Below are 15308 nucleotides of genomic sequence, written 5' to 3'. Positions count from 1 at the left end.
TCCTTCAACGCATATGCAGCACGATCGGGCTGCTGCTGGCAGGGTCGGTATGTTCACGCAGCTTGGCCACCGCCTGTGCATCGACCGCACCACCGGTATTACCCCAGGTCGTACGGACGAAGCTCAGCACTTCGGCGATCTCCTGGTCCGACATCTGCTCACGCAGCGCGGGCATCCGGTAGGCATCCGGCACCCCGGCGGCGACGATACGCTGCGAGCCGTTGAGGGTGATATTGATTGCCGAGGCGTTTTCCTTGGCCAGCATCGAGGTCGCGCCGGCCAGTGGCGGAATCCACTCGGCCTGGCCCTGACCGTCCAGGCCATGGCACGACGCACAGCGGGTCACGTAGCTGTGTGCGCCCGGGGCATCGAGGCGGGTAGCCGCCGATACGGCCTGATACTGCCAGGGGGCGCCGTCGCGCTGGGGGTCGCCCGGCAGCGACTTCAGGTAGCGGGCAATCGCGCCCAGGTCTTCGTCGCTCATGAACTGCGTGGAGTTGTTGAACGCCTCGGTCATCGAACCGTACACCACCGCATGCTTGTTACGACCGGTCTTGAGGAACTGCACGATCTCGGGTTCGCTCCAGCGCCCAAGCCCGGTGTTGTGGTCCTGACGCAGGCTCGGCGCGTACCAGCCGTCGAGCAGGGCTCCGGCGAGAAACGCCTTGCCGGAGTCGTCCAGCGCCTTCTCGTTGAAGGCAACGCCACGTGGCGTATGGCAACTGCCGCAGTGGCCCGGGCCCTGGACGATATAGGCGCCGCGGTTCCACAGGGGGTCTTCGGTGGGCTTTTCAGCGTAGGGCTTGTCGGCGGCGAACAGGCCGTTCCACAAGGCGATCGGCCAGCGCAGGTTCAGCGGCCAGGGAATATCGCTGGGGATATTGGCCTGGTCTGACGGCTGCACGCCCTTCATGAAGAAGGCATAGAGCGCCCTCATGTCGTCATCGCTGAGCTTGGCGTAAGACGGGTAGGGCATGGCCGGGTACAGCCGGCGCCCGCCCGGCGCGACGCCGTGGCGCACGGCGCGGTCGAAGTCGGCGAGGCTGTAGCTGCCGATACCGTTGTTGCGGTCCGGGGTGATGTTGGTGGCATGGATCGCGCCCAAGGGCGTTGCCATTTCCAGGCCGCCGGCGAACGGCGCCTTGCCCGGCAGGCTGTGGCACGCCACGCAGTCGCTCAGGCGCGCGACGTATTCGCCGCGGGCGATCAGCGCCTGGTCGGGGCTTGGGGTTTCCTGCTCGAAGGGCGAGGTGACCTCGCGGGTGACATACCAGGCCAGCAGGCCTGCCGCGACAAGGCACGGCAGCGCGAGCCAGCGGGTGGTGGTTACCAGTCGGCTGTTTTTCATGAGGGCTTCCGTGTCAGGCAAAGGTATGGCGGCTGAGGGGCAGGCTGCGCGCGCGTTGGCCGGTCAGCCGCGCCACGGCGTTGGCCACCGCTGGTGCCACCGCCGGCAGCGGCGGCTCGCCGATGCCACCCATCTTCGCCCCGCTCTCGACGATGCGCACATGCACCCGGGCCATGCGCGATGGCGGCAGGATCGGGTACAGGTCGTAGTTGCGCGCACGCGGCATGCCGTTGACCCACACCGCTTCCTCCACCAGCGTCTGCGACAGGCCTAACGCCACGGCGCCGTTGACCTGATGCTCGACGATCGCCGGGTTGACGATGCTGCCCGGGTCGATCGCCTGCCAGATGTCGTGCACCTTGACCTGGCCGTTCTCGATCGACACTTCGGCAATCACCGCGGCCTCCGAACCGAACGGCGAAGCCATGGCCACGCCGCGGGCACGCTTGGTGCCATCCTCGGCGGTAAATGGCCCGCGTTTCCAGCCACCTGACAATTCGCCGACTGCCTGCAGCAGGGTGGTCAGGCGTTGATTATCGCGCAACAGGTGCAGGCGCAGCTCGAACGGGTCGTGCCCGCCTTTGTCGGCCAGTTCATCAAGGAACGACTCATAGAAGAAGTCGTTCAGCGAATTACCGACCGAACGCCAGTAGCCCAGCATGGCCGGGCCCTTGACATAGATTTGCGCGATGCGTTTGTTGGCAATGGCATAGGACTTGCCCGCCAAACCTTCCACGGCAGTGGGGTCGATCTTCTCGCCCTGTTTGCCGGCGATTGCCTCGGTCGGGCCCTCTGTGGCGCTGACCGCTTCGATGGCAACGGGCAGGCCCTTCTCGTCGAGCCCGGCGCGGAACTTGACCACTGCCACGGGCCGCAGCACGTCACGTACGAACTCTTCCTCGCGGGTCCAGATCAGCTTGACCGGGCGCCCGACCGCCTTGGCCAGGGCAATGGCCTGTGGGTAGGGGTTGGCCGAGTCGTACAGGAAGTGGCGCCCGAAGAAGCCGCCCAGGAGCGGCGAATGCAGGATGATCTGCTCCTTGGCAAGGCCGGTGCGCTTGGCGATGTCGTCGCGGAACATGTCCGGGGCCTGGTTGGGCAGCCAGACTTCGAGCGATCCATCGGGATTGAAGCGCGCGAGCGCCGACGGTGGTTCGAGCTGGCCGTGGTTGAGGTACTGGTTGTGGTAGGTGGCTTCCACCTGGGTCTTGGCCCCCTTGAGCGCAGCCGCCACATCGCCTTCGTTCTCGTCATCGCGTGCCGGGCCGGTTTGCGCGGCGAGGTGATCGCGATAGGCATCGCTGGAGAAGTCGGCTGGCATCGTGCGCACCTTCGAATCGGCGCCCGGCTCCTGCCAGTCGACCTGTACCGCCTCCACGGCACGCTTGGCATGCCACCAGCGTTCGGCGACCACCGCCACGGCACCCGGCAGTACGTGCACCGAATGCACGCCCTTCATCGCCTTGACCTGCGCTTCGTTGCGCAGGCCGCCCACGGTCATGCCCAGCCGTGGCGCGTGCTGCACCGCTGCGTGGAGCATGTCGTCGACCTTGAGGTCGATACTGTACAGGGCCTTGCCGGTGGACTTGTCATAGGCATCGACACGGCGTACCGGCTTGCCGATCCAACGGAACTGGCTGGGATCGCGCAGCTTGATGCTGGCCGGATCCGGGACTGGCAGGTCCATGGCGCGCTCGGCCAGGTCGCCATAAGCGACCGAGCGGCCGGAGGCAGCATGCACCACCTTGCCCGGCTCGGTGCTCAGCTCACTGACCGGCACCTTCAGGGTGTCGGCACCGGCCTGCAGCAGCATCGCCCTGGCCAGCGCGCCAAGGCGGCGCATGGTCGGGTAGCTCATGCGCACCGACATGCTGCCGCCGGTGATGCGCAGGCCATTTTCCATCACCACGTAGGCTTCGCCGGGCGGTGCAGCATCGATCAGGAAGCTGGCCGGGTCCATATCCAGTTCTTCGCCGACGATCTGCGCCATGGCGGTGAATGTGCCCTGGCCACCTTCCATGAAGGGGCAGAGCAGGCGCACGGTGCCGTCAGGGCGGATTTCCAGGAATGCCGGCACCTGCGTGCCGCGTTCTGCGGCCACCGCGGTGGCGGCCTGCACCCGGGCCGAGCCGAGCGGCAAGCCAAAGCCGATCACCAGCGCACCGATGGCGCTACCCGCGAGAAAGCGGCGGCGCGAAAGATTGACCGGCTGATCCAGTTTCAGGTCGCGCAGTTCGGACGGGATGTCGATGGGCGAGTTCATCAGACGCTCTCCTTGGCGGCAGGCTGGGCGGCGAGCTCATGCACCGCGGCGTGGATCGCGTTGTAGGTGCCGCAGCGGCACAGGTTGACCATTGCGGCACTGATCTGCTCGTCGCTCGGCGCCGGCGTGTGCTTGAGCAGCGCGGTCGCGGCCATCACCTGGCCAGACTGGCAGTAGCCGCACTGGGCGACCTGATGCTCGACCCAGGCTGAGACCACTCGCTTGCCCACCGGGTCGGCCTCGATCGCTTCGATGGTGGTCACTTCACGGCCAACCACACCGGCCACCGGCGTGACACAGGCACGCACCACGTTGCCGTCCACCAGCACCGAGCAGGCGCCACATTGGGCCAGGCCGCAGCCATATTTCGTGCCGGTCATGCCCAGGTCATCGCGGATCACCCACAGCAGTGGGGTATCGGCGTCGGCGTCGACCTGATAGGTCTTCTGGTTGATGCGTAGTTCCATGGCGTTCACCCGCTGATCATCGGTTGGTGTTTCGTCGTTATAGGCAGGGCGGTGCGTCGAGGCAGTGCCCTGAGAGGAACGCCGCGCGCGCGCAGGGGCGGGTTTCCGATCTGAAAACTCTAGACCCTGGCGGGCAGGTTTCCTATCCATCGGGCAGCATGTTCAGAGAATCAGGCAAGAAATCAGGTGGATTGCGCTAGTGGCAGGATCGGGCGGGGACGTCGCAGCGGGAGCTGTCGCGCCCACGCTGTAGGGAAAATGCCGGCATCGATATCGGATGTCGGCATCCAGGCCAGTTGAACCAGGGGTTGTTGATGAACCGCCCGCGTTGGTTATCGGCGCGCGACGGCGTGCTGGACGCACTGTTCGTAGTAGGTCTGCTTGATGGCCTTTGGCGGCAGGCGTGAGCTGCTGTTGTAGGTTTGCTCGGTGATGCCGAACGCTGTCATGCGCATCCAGGGTTTGGCGAAGCGCCGCACTTGCAGCTTCTTGCGCGCTGCATAAAGCGTCACCCCGGAGAGCTTGGCGTGCTGCGCCTCCGAGGCGATCTGCGCGCCCCAGCCGCACACGCTGCGATCGTTCTGGCTCAGCGGCCTGGCCTGGGCGCCGAATGCGGTGGCCGCCAACACACAGCTGGCCAGGGTTGCTAGAAATACCCGCATGTTGCTGTCCTAAGCGTCTGAAGGAAAAGGGAGTTTGCCTTCGCTTTTCGCGCCTGGGGGCCAGCAATTTGCCGTCAGGCGACGGGCAGCTTCGCCTGGCCCGAGACAGGCTGACGCAAGGAGTACCACGCCAGCCCGGCTATCCAGAGCACCGCCACGCCGTAGTTGATTCGTTGATAGAGGCCGAAGAGCTGGCCTGTTTCGGCTGCCCTTGCCATCAACGCCACCGTGCCGATGGAGACCACCGCACAGAGCAGGGAGCCGCTGGCCAGCAGCCGTGAATCAGCGATGCGCAATGCCAGCCAGACCCACAGCAGGGCGGCCAGGGTCAGCGACAGAAACATCAGCAGGCCGCTGAGGTTATGCATGTGCTGGGAGAACGACGGCTCGGTGGGGGTGCAACCCGGATCGCAGCCGAATGCCCCAGTCCCAAGGCTCGCAACGCCGTGCAACAACACCAGCAGCGCACTCGCCAGGGCGACGTTCGAACGACGCCAACGGCGGGCCAGCCCCCAGGCGAACAAGGCAAACAGCAGTGCCAAAGGGAAGTTGTTGACCCAGGGCGAAAATGCCGCGGTCGGTGCGCCTGTCGCCCCGAGTTGGCTCATGGCCTGCTGCAGGTGCTGGTAACCGGGGTAAGCCTGGGCGGTAAACCAAACCCCCAGTAGCAACCAGGGTGGGATGAACAGGCCGGTGGTGAGCAGGGCTCGGTCGAGTGTCGTCATAGAATGCCTTCCTTGGGCCGTGCCGCGTCATCTGGCGGCACGTAAACCCGCACACTACAGGCCTCGACGGGCGATTCGCCAGTCGTTTCGCATCAGAGGCCGGTCACCAGCATCACCACCAGCACGCAGGCCAGCAGTGCCAGATAGGCCCGCGCATGCAGGGTATCGCTCAGGCGGCCCAGCAGCGGCGCAGCCAGGTGCATGCCGAGCCAGGCGCCTGCAGCCATTGCCAGTGCCGCACGCAGGTCGATATAGCCCAGCAGCCCGGCACCCAGGTTCGCTTCTGGCGCCGGCACCAGGGCATACACCAGGGTGGCGGCCAGCGCCATGGGCAATGACAGCGGGTTGGCCATGGCGGTGGCGGTGCCCATGCTGGCGCCGCGCCTGCGCATCAGCGGCACGGTCATCACGCTGCCGCCGACCCCCAGCAGCGCTGCCAGTGCGCCGATCGGCAGGCCGACCAAGGCAGCCGCAGCCTTGCCCAGCGGCACCGGACCTTGGTTGCCAACGCGCATGAAACCTGGACGCAGCCACGCATCGAGCAGGCTCAGCAGCAAGTAGCCGATAAACAGCCAACGCAGCCAGGTGCTGTCCAGGTACAGGGCGGCCCAGGCGCCAGCCATTGCCCCGAGGGCGATGGCCGGAGCCAGTGGGCGCACCAGGTCCCAGCGCAACGTGCCGGCGCGCTGGTGCCGCCAGGTGGCCAGGGCGCTGCTGAAGATCATCAGCATGGCCGAGGTGGCCACGGCGATCTGCATGGCGTGCAGCGCCACCGGGGAGCCCGCCGCATGGCTGGTGAGCAGCAACGCATAGAGCAAGGGCACGGCGAAGAAACCGCCGCCGAAGCCGAACAGCAGCGTGGTGACGCCAGCACACAGGCCGAAGACACCGAGCAAGGGGTACAGCATGATCGCCAGCCTTTGTCAGGGGAGTGGAGATGCAGGGTAGGAAGACGAGGGCTGGCCAGCATTCGAGCATTGGCCAATAATCCGTGCGTTTCAGCCACGGAGATCCCCATGCGCAATGTGCCGCTGTGCCAGGTCGATGCCACGCCACGTCCGGTGTTGGCGATCGCTACCGATTATCCGCCTGACACGCTATTGCCACGCCACGTGCACCGGCGTGCGCAGTTCCTTTATGGCATGAGCGGTTTGATGGAAGTACTGACTGACGATGGCGCCTGGGTCGTTCCACCCTACAGCGGTGTGTGGATTCCGTCGGGCAAGCCCCATCAGGTGCTGATGCGAGGGGTGAGCACGCGCAGCTTGTACATCGAGGCCGTTGCGGCGCCGAGACTGGGACAGGCCTGCGAGGCGCTGCTGGTCACGCCGCTGCTGCATCAGTTGCTGCTGGCCAGTGCCGAACTGCCCGCGTTGTATGACCCTCAAGGGCGCGACGGCCAACTGGTTGGCCTGATCCTGCATGAGCTGCGCAGCGCCGAGCGCCTGCCGCTGTTCGCGCCGATGCCAGGGGAGCCGCGCCTGGCGCTCTTGTGCCAGGCGTTTCTCGCGGCGCCTTCGATCAGCACGACGGCCGAGGCCTGGGCGATGCACCTGAATTGGAGCCCGCGGACGTTCAGCCGGCGCTTTCGCGAACAGACCGGGCTGTCGTTCGGACAATGGCGCCAGCAAGCCTGCCTGATGGCAGCCGTCACGCGATTGGCAGCGGGTGAGGCGGTCACCCGGGTTGCCCTCGACCTTGGGTATGACAGCCCCAGTGCGTTTTCCAGCATGTACCGCAGGGTCATGGGCGAGGCGCCCTCGGCGGTTCGGCACAAGGCATTGGCGGCGAGATGAAAACCCTGGCGGATGTATGTGATCGTACAACTGCATGAGCTATGATGACGGCTGTCTTTTCACGATGAAACGTACAGGGCATGACAGAGCAGCAACTACAGGCACGGACCCGACGCAAACCGCGCAGTCTGGCGCAGGAACTGGTCACAGTGCTGACCGAACGTATTCGCAGCGGCCAACTCAAACGTGGCGACAAACTGCCGACCGAATCGCAGATCATGGTCGAGGAGGGCGTCAGCCGCACGGTGGTGCGCGAGGCGATCTCGCGGCTGCAGGCCGCCGGCCAGGTGGAGACCCGCCACGGCATCGGCACCTTCGTGCTCGACGCGCCGAGCACCGGTGGTTTCCGTATCGACCCGGCGACCATCGTCACCCTGCGCGAGGTGCTGGCCGTCCTGGAGTTGCGCATCGCCCTGGAGATCGAGTCGGCCGGGCTCGCCGCCCAGCGCCGTAGCGACGAACAACTGACCGGCATGCGTGCTGCGCTCGACGAAATCAACGAAGGCGCCGCGCATGCCTCCGATGCGGTCTCGGCGGATTTCCAGTTCCACCTGCGCATCGCCCAGGCCAGCGGCAATCATTATTTCGCTGACATCATCAATCACCTGGGTACCAGCATCATTCCCCGCACCCGGCTCAATTCGGCGCGCCTGGCCCACGATGACCAGGCCCATTACATGAGCCGCCTGAGCCATGAGCACGAGGCCATCTATGAAGCCATTGCCCGACGCGACAGCGAAGGAGCGAAAATGGCCATGCGCCTGCACCTGAGCAACAGCCGCGAGCGGCTGCGCCAAGCGCATGAGGCGGCAGAAGCACAGGGCGTCTGACAGGCTTCAACACGTCAACATGCTCTCATCGGTGCGCTTGTGGGCGGGGAAGGGCTCACGACTGTTTCTTGAAGAGAAATAATCAATTGCCACAAGCAGTGATTCTAAGTGTCGGGCGAATGAGTAAGGATTGATACACCCTCACTCAACCGTTCAGGTGCCACCATGAACCAGCCTCCGTCGGACCTCAAGCCCTCTCCCTGGCACGACGGCGAGCTTGCGCTGCAACGCAGCGTCGGTGCGGTCGAGCGTATGGTGGGGACTGGCAAGGTGCAGATGTCGCGTGACTTCATGCCCGACCAGCACCGCGAGTTCTATGCCCAACTGCCTTTAGTGGTGCTCGGCAGCGTCGACCCGCACGGCGATGCGTGGGCAACGCTGCGCACCGGCCAGCCCGGTTTCATGCAATCCCCCGATCCGCGTCGGCTGCTCCTGGACCTTCCCCGTGAGCCAGCCGATCCTGCGGATGCCGGGCTGGAGGACGGTGACGGCGTCGGCATGCTCGGCATCGAGTTGCACACCCGCCGACGCAATCGCCTGAACGGCTTCGTGCGCCGGGCAGACGACAGCGGTTTTACCATCGAGCCGACCCAGTCCTATGGCAACTGCCCGCGCTATATCAATCTGCGCCGCTATGTCTTCGATGACAGCGCGCCCGGCGAGCCCAGCGAGTCGACCGAGCTGAACGCAGCGGACCGCGCCATGGTGGCCGCCGCCGACTCCTTCTACGTTGCCTCGTACGTGGTGCGCGATGGCGTGCGCCAGGTGGACGTCTCGCACCGTGGCGGCAAGCCTGGCTTCGTCCACATCGACGTCGAAGGCACGCTGAGCGTGCCTGATTTCAATGGCAACCTGTTCTTCAATACCCTGGGCAACATGCTGCTCAACCCCCGTGCCGGGCTGGTGTTCGTCGACATGCGCAGCGGCGATCTGCTGCAGATGACCGGGCGCACCGAAGTGATCGTCGACGATCCACAGACACTCGCCTTCATCGGCGCCGAGCGCATGTGGCGGTTCTACCCCGAGCGGATCGTGCGCCGACCGGGAGGATTGGCGCTGCGCTGGGTCGACATGGATGACGGCGTCTCGCCCAATGTGTTGATGACCGGCAGTTGGGAAGACATGCAGGCGCGCCTGAAGGCCGCGGCGTTGCAGCAAAGTTGGCGTCCGTACCGGGTAACGCAGATCGTCGACGAGAGCGAGCACATCCGTTCGTTCCACCTGGCACCCGACGATGGTTTGGGCTTGCCGGTGCGCCAGGCGGGGCAGCACCTGCCGATCCGGGTACGGTTGCCTGGAGAGCAGGCGCCGTTGGTGCGCACCTACACCCTGTCTGGCGCGCCGGCCGATAATGCACTGCGCATCAGCGTCAAGCGCGAGGGTGTGGTCTCTCGGCACCTGCATGAGCAGGTCAGGATCGGCGACCTGATCGAGGCGCGTGCGCCGGCCGGAGCCTTCACCCTCGATGCTACGGTGCGCCGTCCGGTAGTCTTGCTGGCCGCGGGCGTAGGGGTGACCCCCGTCTTGGCCATGGCCAGGCACCTGGTCAATGAGGGGCGGCGTACACGCTACGCCCGACCGGCCTGGGTGTTTCAATCGGCGTCGAACCGGGCGCAACTGGCCTTTGCCAGTGAATTTGCAGCGCTGGTGACTGCCTCCGAAGGCAAGCTCAGGCATGTGCGCCTGCTCAGCGACGCCAGCGGTGCGGTAGCAGGCGTGGATTATGAGCGCGAAGGGCGTCTGGGCGTCGACCTGTTGCGCGAGCTGCTGCCGTTCGACGACTACGACTTCTACCTGTGCGGGCCGCAGGGGTTCATGCAGCAGATGTACGACGGCCTGCGCGCACTGGATATCAACGATGCACGGATCCACGCCGAGGCCTTCGGCCCATCGAGCCTGCGCCGCACGCGCAGAGAACAGCAGGCTGCGCCGGCCTTGCCGGCGGTGGCCACTGAGTCGGTTGCGGTGATGTTCATGGACTCGGCGAAAGAGGCGCGCTGGAACCCGGGGGATGGCTCGCTGCTGGAACTGGCCGAGCAGCGTGGTCTCGAGCCGCCTTTTGGCTGCCGTGGCGGGTCGTGCGGAAGTTGTCGGACCCGTGTGCTCAAGGGGGCGGTCACCTATGCCGAGGCACCGGAGTTCGCCGTGGCGCAGGACGAGGCGTTGATCTGCTGCGCCAGGCCGGCTGACGGATCCGGGCCCTTGCATCTGGCGTTGTGATAACAAACTGTCTCTTCGGTTGTAGGAGCAACTGTCTTGTTCAAAATCTAAAGACCAGCCTAATCCCTGTGAGGGCAACTGTCTTGTTCAAAATCCAGAAGCCAGCCCAATCCCTGTGGGAGCGGGCTTGCCCGCGAACACGGGCGTAGCCCGTGCCAGGCAGCGCGCTATCTTTTTCGCGGGCAAGCCCGCTCCTACAAGCGCGCGTCAGAGCGCGCGGTCGCTCCACTGACCATTGACCAGGCGTCGCAGCCCCAGTGGGTTGCCGTCCTGCAGGGCCTTCGGCAGCAAGGCCTGCGGATAGTTCTGGTAGCACACCGGACGCAGGAAGCGATCGATGGCCAGGGTGCCGACCGAAGTACCGCGGGCATCGGAGGTGGCCGGGTAGGGGCCGCCGTGCACCATGGCATCGCTCACTTCCACACCGGTCGGGTAGCCGTTGACCAGAATCCGTCCGACTTTTTCTTCCAGCAGCGGCACCAGCCAGGCATAGGCCTCGAAGTCTTCGGGTTCGCCGATCAGGGTGGCCGTGAGCTGGCCGCGCAGGCCCAGCAGCGCGGCGCGCAATTGAGCATCGTCACTGACTTCGACGGCCACGGTGGTGGGGCCGAACACTTCTTCCTGCAGCAGCGGGTCGGCGTCCACCAGCAGGCGCGCGTCGGCCTTGAACAGCTGGGCGCGGGCCTGGCTGCCTACCTGCGCCTGGCCGGCCAGGTGCTCGATGCCGACGTGCGCTTGCAGGTGTTCCAGCCCGCTCACATAACTGCGCAGGCCCCCGGCATTGAGCAGGGTCTGCCCAGCCTGCTGCGCCAGGTGCTGGCCGAGGTCGGCGAGCAACTGGCTGAACGGCGCCGACTGCAGGCCGATCACCAGCCCTGGGTTGGTACAGAACTGACCGGCGCCCAGGCACACGGAGCCTGCCAGTTCACGGGCGATGGTCTCGCCGCGTTTGGCCAATGCGCCAGGCAGCACGATCACCGGGTTGATGCTCGACATCTCGGCGAATACCGGGATCGGCTGTGGACGTTCGGCGGCCATGCGGCACAAGGCGTCGCCGCCCTTGAGCGAGCCGGTGAAGCCGACCGCCTGGATGGCCGGATGCTTGACCAGCCACTCGCCCACGCCGCCGCCGAAGACCATGTTGAACACGCCCTTGGGCATGCCGGTGCGTTCGGCCGCACGGACGATGGCGCAACCCACCAGGTCGGCGGTGGCCATGTGGCCGCTGTGCGCCTTGAACACCACCGGGCAGCCGGCGGCCAGGGCAGCTGCGGTGTCGCCGCCTGCGGTGGAAAAGGCCAGCGGGAAGTTGCTGGCACCGAACACCGCCACCGGGCCTACGCCGATGCGCATCTGGCGCAGGTCGACCCGTGGCAGGGGTTGACGGTCCGGCAGCGCGAGGTCGATACGGGCACCGAGGAAATCACCCCGGCGCAGCACTTGGGCGAACAGGCGCATTTGCCCGCTGGTACGGCCGCGCTCGCCCTGAATGCGGGCAGCGGGCAAGGCGGTTTCGCGGCAAACGATAGCGACGAAGCTGTCGTCCAGCTCATCCAGCTCGGCGGCAATGGCGTCGAGGAACTCGGCGCGACGGGCTGGCGGCAACTGGCGGAACTCGGCGAAGGCAGCGGCAGCGGCTTTGGCGGCTTGATCGACTTCGTCTTCGGTGGCTTGCATGAAGCTGTAGGGCAGGGCCTCGCCCGTGGTGGCGTCCAGGCTCTGCAGGCGCTGTTGGCCGGCGGCACTGCGCTGGCCGGCAATGAAGTTGTGGCCGAGGATCTCAGGCATGGGGTGCTCCTGTAGTCGCTGAAGGAATAATGTTGTCTGGGCGGGTTCGCTTGCCCCCCAGTGGGAGCGGGTTCACCCGCGAAGCAGACGACTCGGTGTATGGCACCGGCGGCGCCGGTGTTCGCGGGTAACCCCGCTCCCACAGAGAGAACGCTGTCAGGTAATCGGTGCCGGGTTGAACAGGGTGATGTCGTTGTGCAGCTTGTGCCGCTCGGCCCAGGTCTGCTTGCGGCCGCTGGCAACGTCCAGGTAATAGTGGAACAGCTCCCAGCCCAGCTCCTCGATGCTTGCTCGACCGCTGGCGATGCGCCCGGCATCGATGTCGATCAGGTCCGGCCAGCGCTGGGCCAGTTCGCTGCGGGTGCAGACCTTGACCACGGGGGCCATGGCCAGCCCGTAAGGTGTGCCGCGACCCGTGGTGAACACGTGCAGGTTCATGCCCGCTGCCAGTTGCAGGGTGCCGCAGACGAAGTCGCTGGCCGGCGTCGCGCAGAAGATCAGGCCTTTGCGTGCGACGCGCTCGCCTGGGCCGACCACGCCCTGGATCGCAGCGCTGCCGGACTTGACGATCGAGCCCAGGGACTTTTCGACGATGTTCGAGAGCCCGCCTTTCTTGTTGCCCGGCGTGGTGTTGGCGCTGCGGTCGGCTGCACCCTGTTGCAGGTAGCGGTCGTACCAGTCCATTTCGCGTACCAGCGCTTCGGCCACTTCCGGGGTTTCGGCGCGGGAGGTGAGCATGTAGATGGCATCGCGGACCTCGGTGACCTCCGAGAACATCACCGTGGCACCGGCGCGCACCAGCAGGTCGGCGGCATAGCCCAGCGCCGGGTTGGCGGTGATGCCGGAGAAAGCGTCGCTGCCGCCGCACTGCATGCCCAGAATCAGCTCACTGGCCGGCACCGTTTCGCGACGGCGCTGGTCGAGCTTCTTCAGGCGGGTTTCAGCCAGCTGCATGATCTGTTCGATCATCTCGACGAAACCCAGCGAAGCGTCCTGCAGGCGATACAGCCAGGGCTCGCTGAGGTCCACGGACGGGTCGTCTTCGTGCATCACCTGGCCGGCCTGCAGCTTTTCGCAACCCAGGCTGATGACCAGGGCTTCGCCGCCCAGGTTGGGGTTGCGTGCCAGGTTGCGCACGGTGCGGATGGGGATATAGGCGTCACGCGCATTGATCGCCACGCCACAGCCGTAGCTGTGGGTGAGGGCGACCACGTCGTCGACGTTGGGATACTTGGGCAGCAGCTCGTCGCGGATGCGTTTGACCGCGTGGTCGAGCACGCCGGTCACGCATTGCACGGTGGTGGTGATGCCGAGGATGTTGCGGGTACCGACGGTGCCGTCGGCGTTGCGATAGCCTTCGAAGGTAAAGCCTTCAAGAGGTGGCAGGGCCGCGGGCACTGCGTCGCAGCGCGGCAGGCTGTCGAGTTCGGGGGCGGCGGGCATCGATAACTGGGTTTCCTGAACCCAACTGCCCTGACGCAGGTCTTGCAGGGCATAACCGATGATCTGTCCATAGCGGCGTACAGGCTCGCCCTGGTGGATATCCACGGTGGCGACCTTGTGGCTTTGCGGCACGCCCTCGACCAGGGTCAGGCCATCGGCGAAGCGCGCACCTTCGCCCAGGCCACCGTCATTGACCACCACCACGACATTGTCGTCATCGTGCAGGCGGACGTAGCGGGGCGACTCGGAATGTTCGATCAACTGCATGGTCAGGCCCTTCTTGTCATTTCTTTCAGGCTTTTATCCGGTTACCGACGCCCGTTGCGGGGCGTCGGTGTGCTTCAGGTCACTGGCGCGAGCCGGCCAGTTCGGCGTTCGGCGCCGCTTGCGGACCGGCTTCTTCCTTGAGCTCGATGCGCTTGATCGGGCCGACGATCACCAGGTAGCTGAATACCGCTACCAGCGCATTGGCGCCCACGTACACCAGCGCCCATTTGAACGAGCCGGTGGCGCTGATGATGTAGCCGATGACGATCGGCGTGGTGATCGACGCGATGTTGCCGAAGGTGTTGAACAGGCCACCCGAGAGCCCCGCGATCTGTTTGGGCGAGGTGTCGGCGACCACGGCCCAGCCCAGGGCGCCGATGCCTTTGCCGAAGAAGGCCAGGGTCATGAAGCCGACCACCATCCACTCGGCGTCGACGTAGTTGCAGAAGACCATGGTGGTCGACAGCAACAGGCCGCAGACGATTGGCAGCTTGCGCGAGAAGGTCAGCGAGTTGCCGCGGCGCAGCAGCCAGTCCGACAGCACTCCGCCCAGCACTCCACCGATGAAGCCGCAGATGGCCGGCAAGGAGGCGATGAAGCCGGCCTTGAGGATGGTCATGCCGCGCTCCTGCACCAGGTACACCGGGAACCAGGTCAGGAAGAAGTAGGTGATGGCGTTGATGCAGTACTGGCCCAAGTACACGCCCAGCAGCATGCGACTGGTCAGCAGTTGCTTGATGTAGCCCCATTTCGGGCCGTCGTTGCTGCGTTTCTGGTCCATGTCCACCAGGCCGCCGTTTTGCTCGATGTGCTCGAGTTCGGCCTGGCTGATGCGTGGGTGCTGGCGAGGGTTGTAGATGGTCTTCATCCAGACCATCGAGAACAGGATGCCAAGGGCGCCCATGACCACGAACACATGCTCCCAGCCGAAGGTGAACACGATCCAGCCCATCAGCGGTGCGAACAGCGCGGTGGCGAAGTACTGCGCCGAGTTGAAGATCGCCGAAGCCGTGCCGCGTTCGGCGGTGGGGAACCAGGCCGCAACGATCCGGGCATTGCCCGGGAACGACGGGGCTTCGGCGAAACCGACCAGAAAGCGCAGGGTGAACAGGGTGACGACCGCCCAGGCCACCGGCAGGCCGCCGACGAAACCTTGCAGCAAGGTGAACAGCGACCAGGTGAAAATGCTGAATGCGTAGACGTTCTTCGAACCGAAGCGGTCTAGCAACCAGCCGCCGGGAATCTGCCCGGCCACGTAGGCCCAGCCGAAGGCGGAGAAGATGTAACCGAGGGTGACCGCGTCGATGCCCAGATCCTTCTGCAGGCTTGAACCGGCGATGGCGATGGTGGCGCGGTCGGCGTAGTTGATCGTGGTCACCAGGAACAGCATGAACAGGATCAGGTAGCGTACATGCGTCTTTTTCGTCGCTTGCATGCTGGTGTTCTCCCACTATTTATTGTTGTGCGGGGCATTCGGATTGTGGGCCGGAGCGCGGGTG

At 65.5% G+C, this 15308-nt stretch carries 12 protein-coding genes; 3 read left to right on the top strand and 9 right to left on the bottom strand.

All coding sequences use genetic code 11. The annotated features are described in order from the left end of the window. Positions 1-4: 4 nt before the first annotated feature. The 6 genes from F6X62_RS13160 to F6X62_RS13135 form a co-directional block, all read right to left on the bottom strand. Complete coding sequence (locus F6X62_RS13160) at positions 5-1348, bottom strand: cytochrome c (protein ID WP_153773772.1); 1344 nt, start codon at positions 1346-1348, stop codon at positions 5-7. Positions 1349-1361: 13 nt separating this feature from the next. Further along, positions 1362-3611 (bottom strand): molybdopterin cofactor-binding domain-containing protein, encoded by a 2250-nt coding sequence (locus tag F6X62_RS13155; protein WP_153773771.1) that lies wholly within the window; start codon positions 3609-3611, stop codon positions 1362-1364. Then, a complete protein-coding gene (locus F6X62_RS13150) occupies positions 3611-4078 on the bottom strand; it encodes a (2Fe-2S)-binding protein (protein ID WP_153773770.1) in 468 nt (155 codons plus the stop codon). Before F6X62_RS13150 ends, F6X62_RS13155 begins: the two co-directional genes overlap by 1 nt. A 332-nt stretch (positions 4079-4410) precedes the next feature. Then, entirely contained in the window at positions 4411-4740 is a 330-nt protein-coding gene (locus F6X62_RS13145) for a hypothetical protein (RefSeq protein WP_054890776.1), read from the bottom strand. A gap of 74 nt (positions 4741-4814) precedes the next feature. Beyond that, on the bottom strand, positions 4815-5465 hold the full coding sequence (locus tag F6X62_RS13140) for a DUF998 domain-containing protein (protein WP_153773769.1): 651 nt from the start codon (positions 5463-5465) through the stop codon (positions 4815-4817). 92 nt (positions 5466-5557) lie between these two features. Continuing rightward, entirely contained in the window at positions 5558-6373 is an 816-nt protein-coding gene (locus F6X62_RS13135; protein ID WP_218572553.1) for a sulfite exporter TauE/SafE family protein, read from the bottom strand. Positions 6374-6481: 108 nt separating this feature from the next. Between F6X62_RS13135 and F6X62_RS13130 the strand changes: the two genes are divergently transcribed. The 3 genes from F6X62_RS13130 to F6X62_RS13120 all read left to right on the top strand — a co-directional run bounded on the left by F6X62_RS13130 (position 6482) and on the right by F6X62_RS13120 (position 10311). Next, the gene (locus F6X62_RS13130; protein WP_151924562.1) at positions 6482-7261 is read left to right on the top strand and encodes a helix-turn-helix domain-containing protein; all 780 of its coding nucleotides are present in this window, start codon (positions 6482-6484) and stop codon (positions 7259-7261) included. A gap of 80 nt (positions 7262-7341) precedes the next feature. Then, positions 7342-8091: a FadR/GntR family transcriptional regulator gene (locus F6X62_RS13125; protein ID WP_054890774.1), complete on the top strand. Its 750-nt coding sequence runs from the start codon at positions 7342-7344 to the stop codon at positions 8089-8091. Between the two features lie 165 nt (positions 8092-8256). Continuing rightward, positions 8257-10311: a pyridoxamine 5'-phosphate oxidase family protein gene (locus F6X62_RS13120; protein ID WP_153773768.1), complete on the top strand. Its 2055-nt coding sequence runs from the start codon at positions 8257-8259 to the stop codon at positions 10309-10311. A 207-nt stretch (positions 10312-10518) separates the two neighbouring features. Here the strand turns inward: F6X62_RS13120 and F6X62_RS13115 are convergent, their stop codons facing one another. The 3 genes from F6X62_RS13115 to F6X62_RS13105 form a co-directional block, all read right to left on the bottom strand. Further along, positions 10519-12099: an aldehyde dehydrogenase (NADP(+)) gene (locus F6X62_RS13115; protein ID WP_054890772.1), complete on the bottom strand. Its 1581-nt coding sequence runs from the start codon at positions 12097-12099 to the stop codon at positions 10519-10521. A gap of 156 nt (positions 12100-12255) precedes the next feature. Beyond that, the gene (gene garD / locus F6X62_RS13110; RefSeq protein WP_125930023.1) at positions 12256-13809 is read right to left on the bottom strand and encodes a galactarate dehydratase; all 1554 of its coding nucleotides are present in this window, start codon (positions 13807-13809) and stop codon (positions 12256-12258) included. 79 nt (positions 13810-13888) lie between these two features. Then, entirely contained in the window at positions 13889-15244 is a 1356-nt protein-coding gene (locus tag F6X62_RS13105) for an MFS transporter (RefSeq protein WP_054890770.1), read from the bottom strand. Positions 15245-15308: the final 64 nt, after the last annotated feature.

Source organism: Pseudomonas sp. MNR3A (genome assembly GCF_009650575.1).
Taxonomy (GTDB): domain Bacteria; phylum Pseudomonadota; class Gammaproteobacteria; order Pseudomonadales; family Pseudomonadaceae; genus Aquipseudomonas; species Aquipseudomonas machongensis.
This window is presented reverse-complemented; position numbering and strand designations above follow the sequence as displayed.

What these genes read in the sequence shown, in the direction of transcription:
- F6X62_RS13150 (WP_153773770.1), bottom strand. Translation starts at nt 4,078, where the DNA reads ATGGAACTACGCATCAACCAGAAGACCTATCAGGTCGACGCCGACGCC.
- F6X62_RS13105 (WP_054890770.1), bottom strand. Translation starts at nt 15,244, where the DNA reads ATGCAAGCGACGAAAAAGACGCATGTACGCTACCTGATCCTGTTCATG.
- F6X62_RS13120 (WP_153773768.1), top strand. Translation starts at nt 8,257, where the DNA reads ATGAACCAGCCTCCGTCGGACCTCAAGCCCTCTCCCTGGCACGACGGC.
- garD (WP_125930023.1), bottom strand. Translation starts at nt 13,809, where the DNA reads ATGCAGTTGATCGAACATTCCGAGTCGCCCCGCTACGTCCGCCTGCAC.
- F6X62_RS13160 (WP_153773772.1), bottom strand. Translation starts at nt 1,348, where the DNA reads ATGAAAAACAGCCGACTGGTAACCACCACCCGCTGGCTCGCGCTGCCG.
- F6X62_RS13130 (WP_151924562.1), top strand. Translation starts at nt 6,482, where the DNA reads ATGCGCAATGTGCCGCTGTGCCAGGTCGATGCCACGCCACGTCCGGTG.
- F6X62_RS13135 (WP_218572553.1), bottom strand. Translation starts at nt 6,373, where the DNA reads ATGCTGTACCCCTTGCTCGGTGTCTTCGGCCTGTGTGCTGGCGTCACC.
- F6X62_RS13145 (WP_054890776.1), bottom strand. Translation starts at nt 4,740, where the DNA reads ATGCGGGTATTTCTAGCAACCCTGGCCAGCTGTGTGTTGGCGGCCACC.
- F6X62_RS13125 (WP_054890774.1), top strand. Translation starts at nt 7,342, where the DNA reads ATGACAGAGCAGCAACTACAGGCACGGACCCGACGCAAACCGCGCAGT.
- F6X62_RS13140 (WP_153773769.1), bottom strand. Translation starts at nt 5,465, where the DNA reads ATGACGACACTCGACCGAGCCCTGCTCACCACCGGCCTGTTCATCCCA.
- F6X62_RS13115 (WP_054890772.1), bottom strand. Translation starts at nt 12,099, where the DNA reads ATGCCTGAGATCCTCGGCCACAACTTCATTGCCGGCCAGCGCAGTGCC.
- F6X62_RS13155 (WP_153773771.1), bottom strand. Translation starts at nt 3,611, where the DNA reads ATGAACTCGCCCATCGACATCCCGTCCGAACTGCGCGACCTGAAACTG.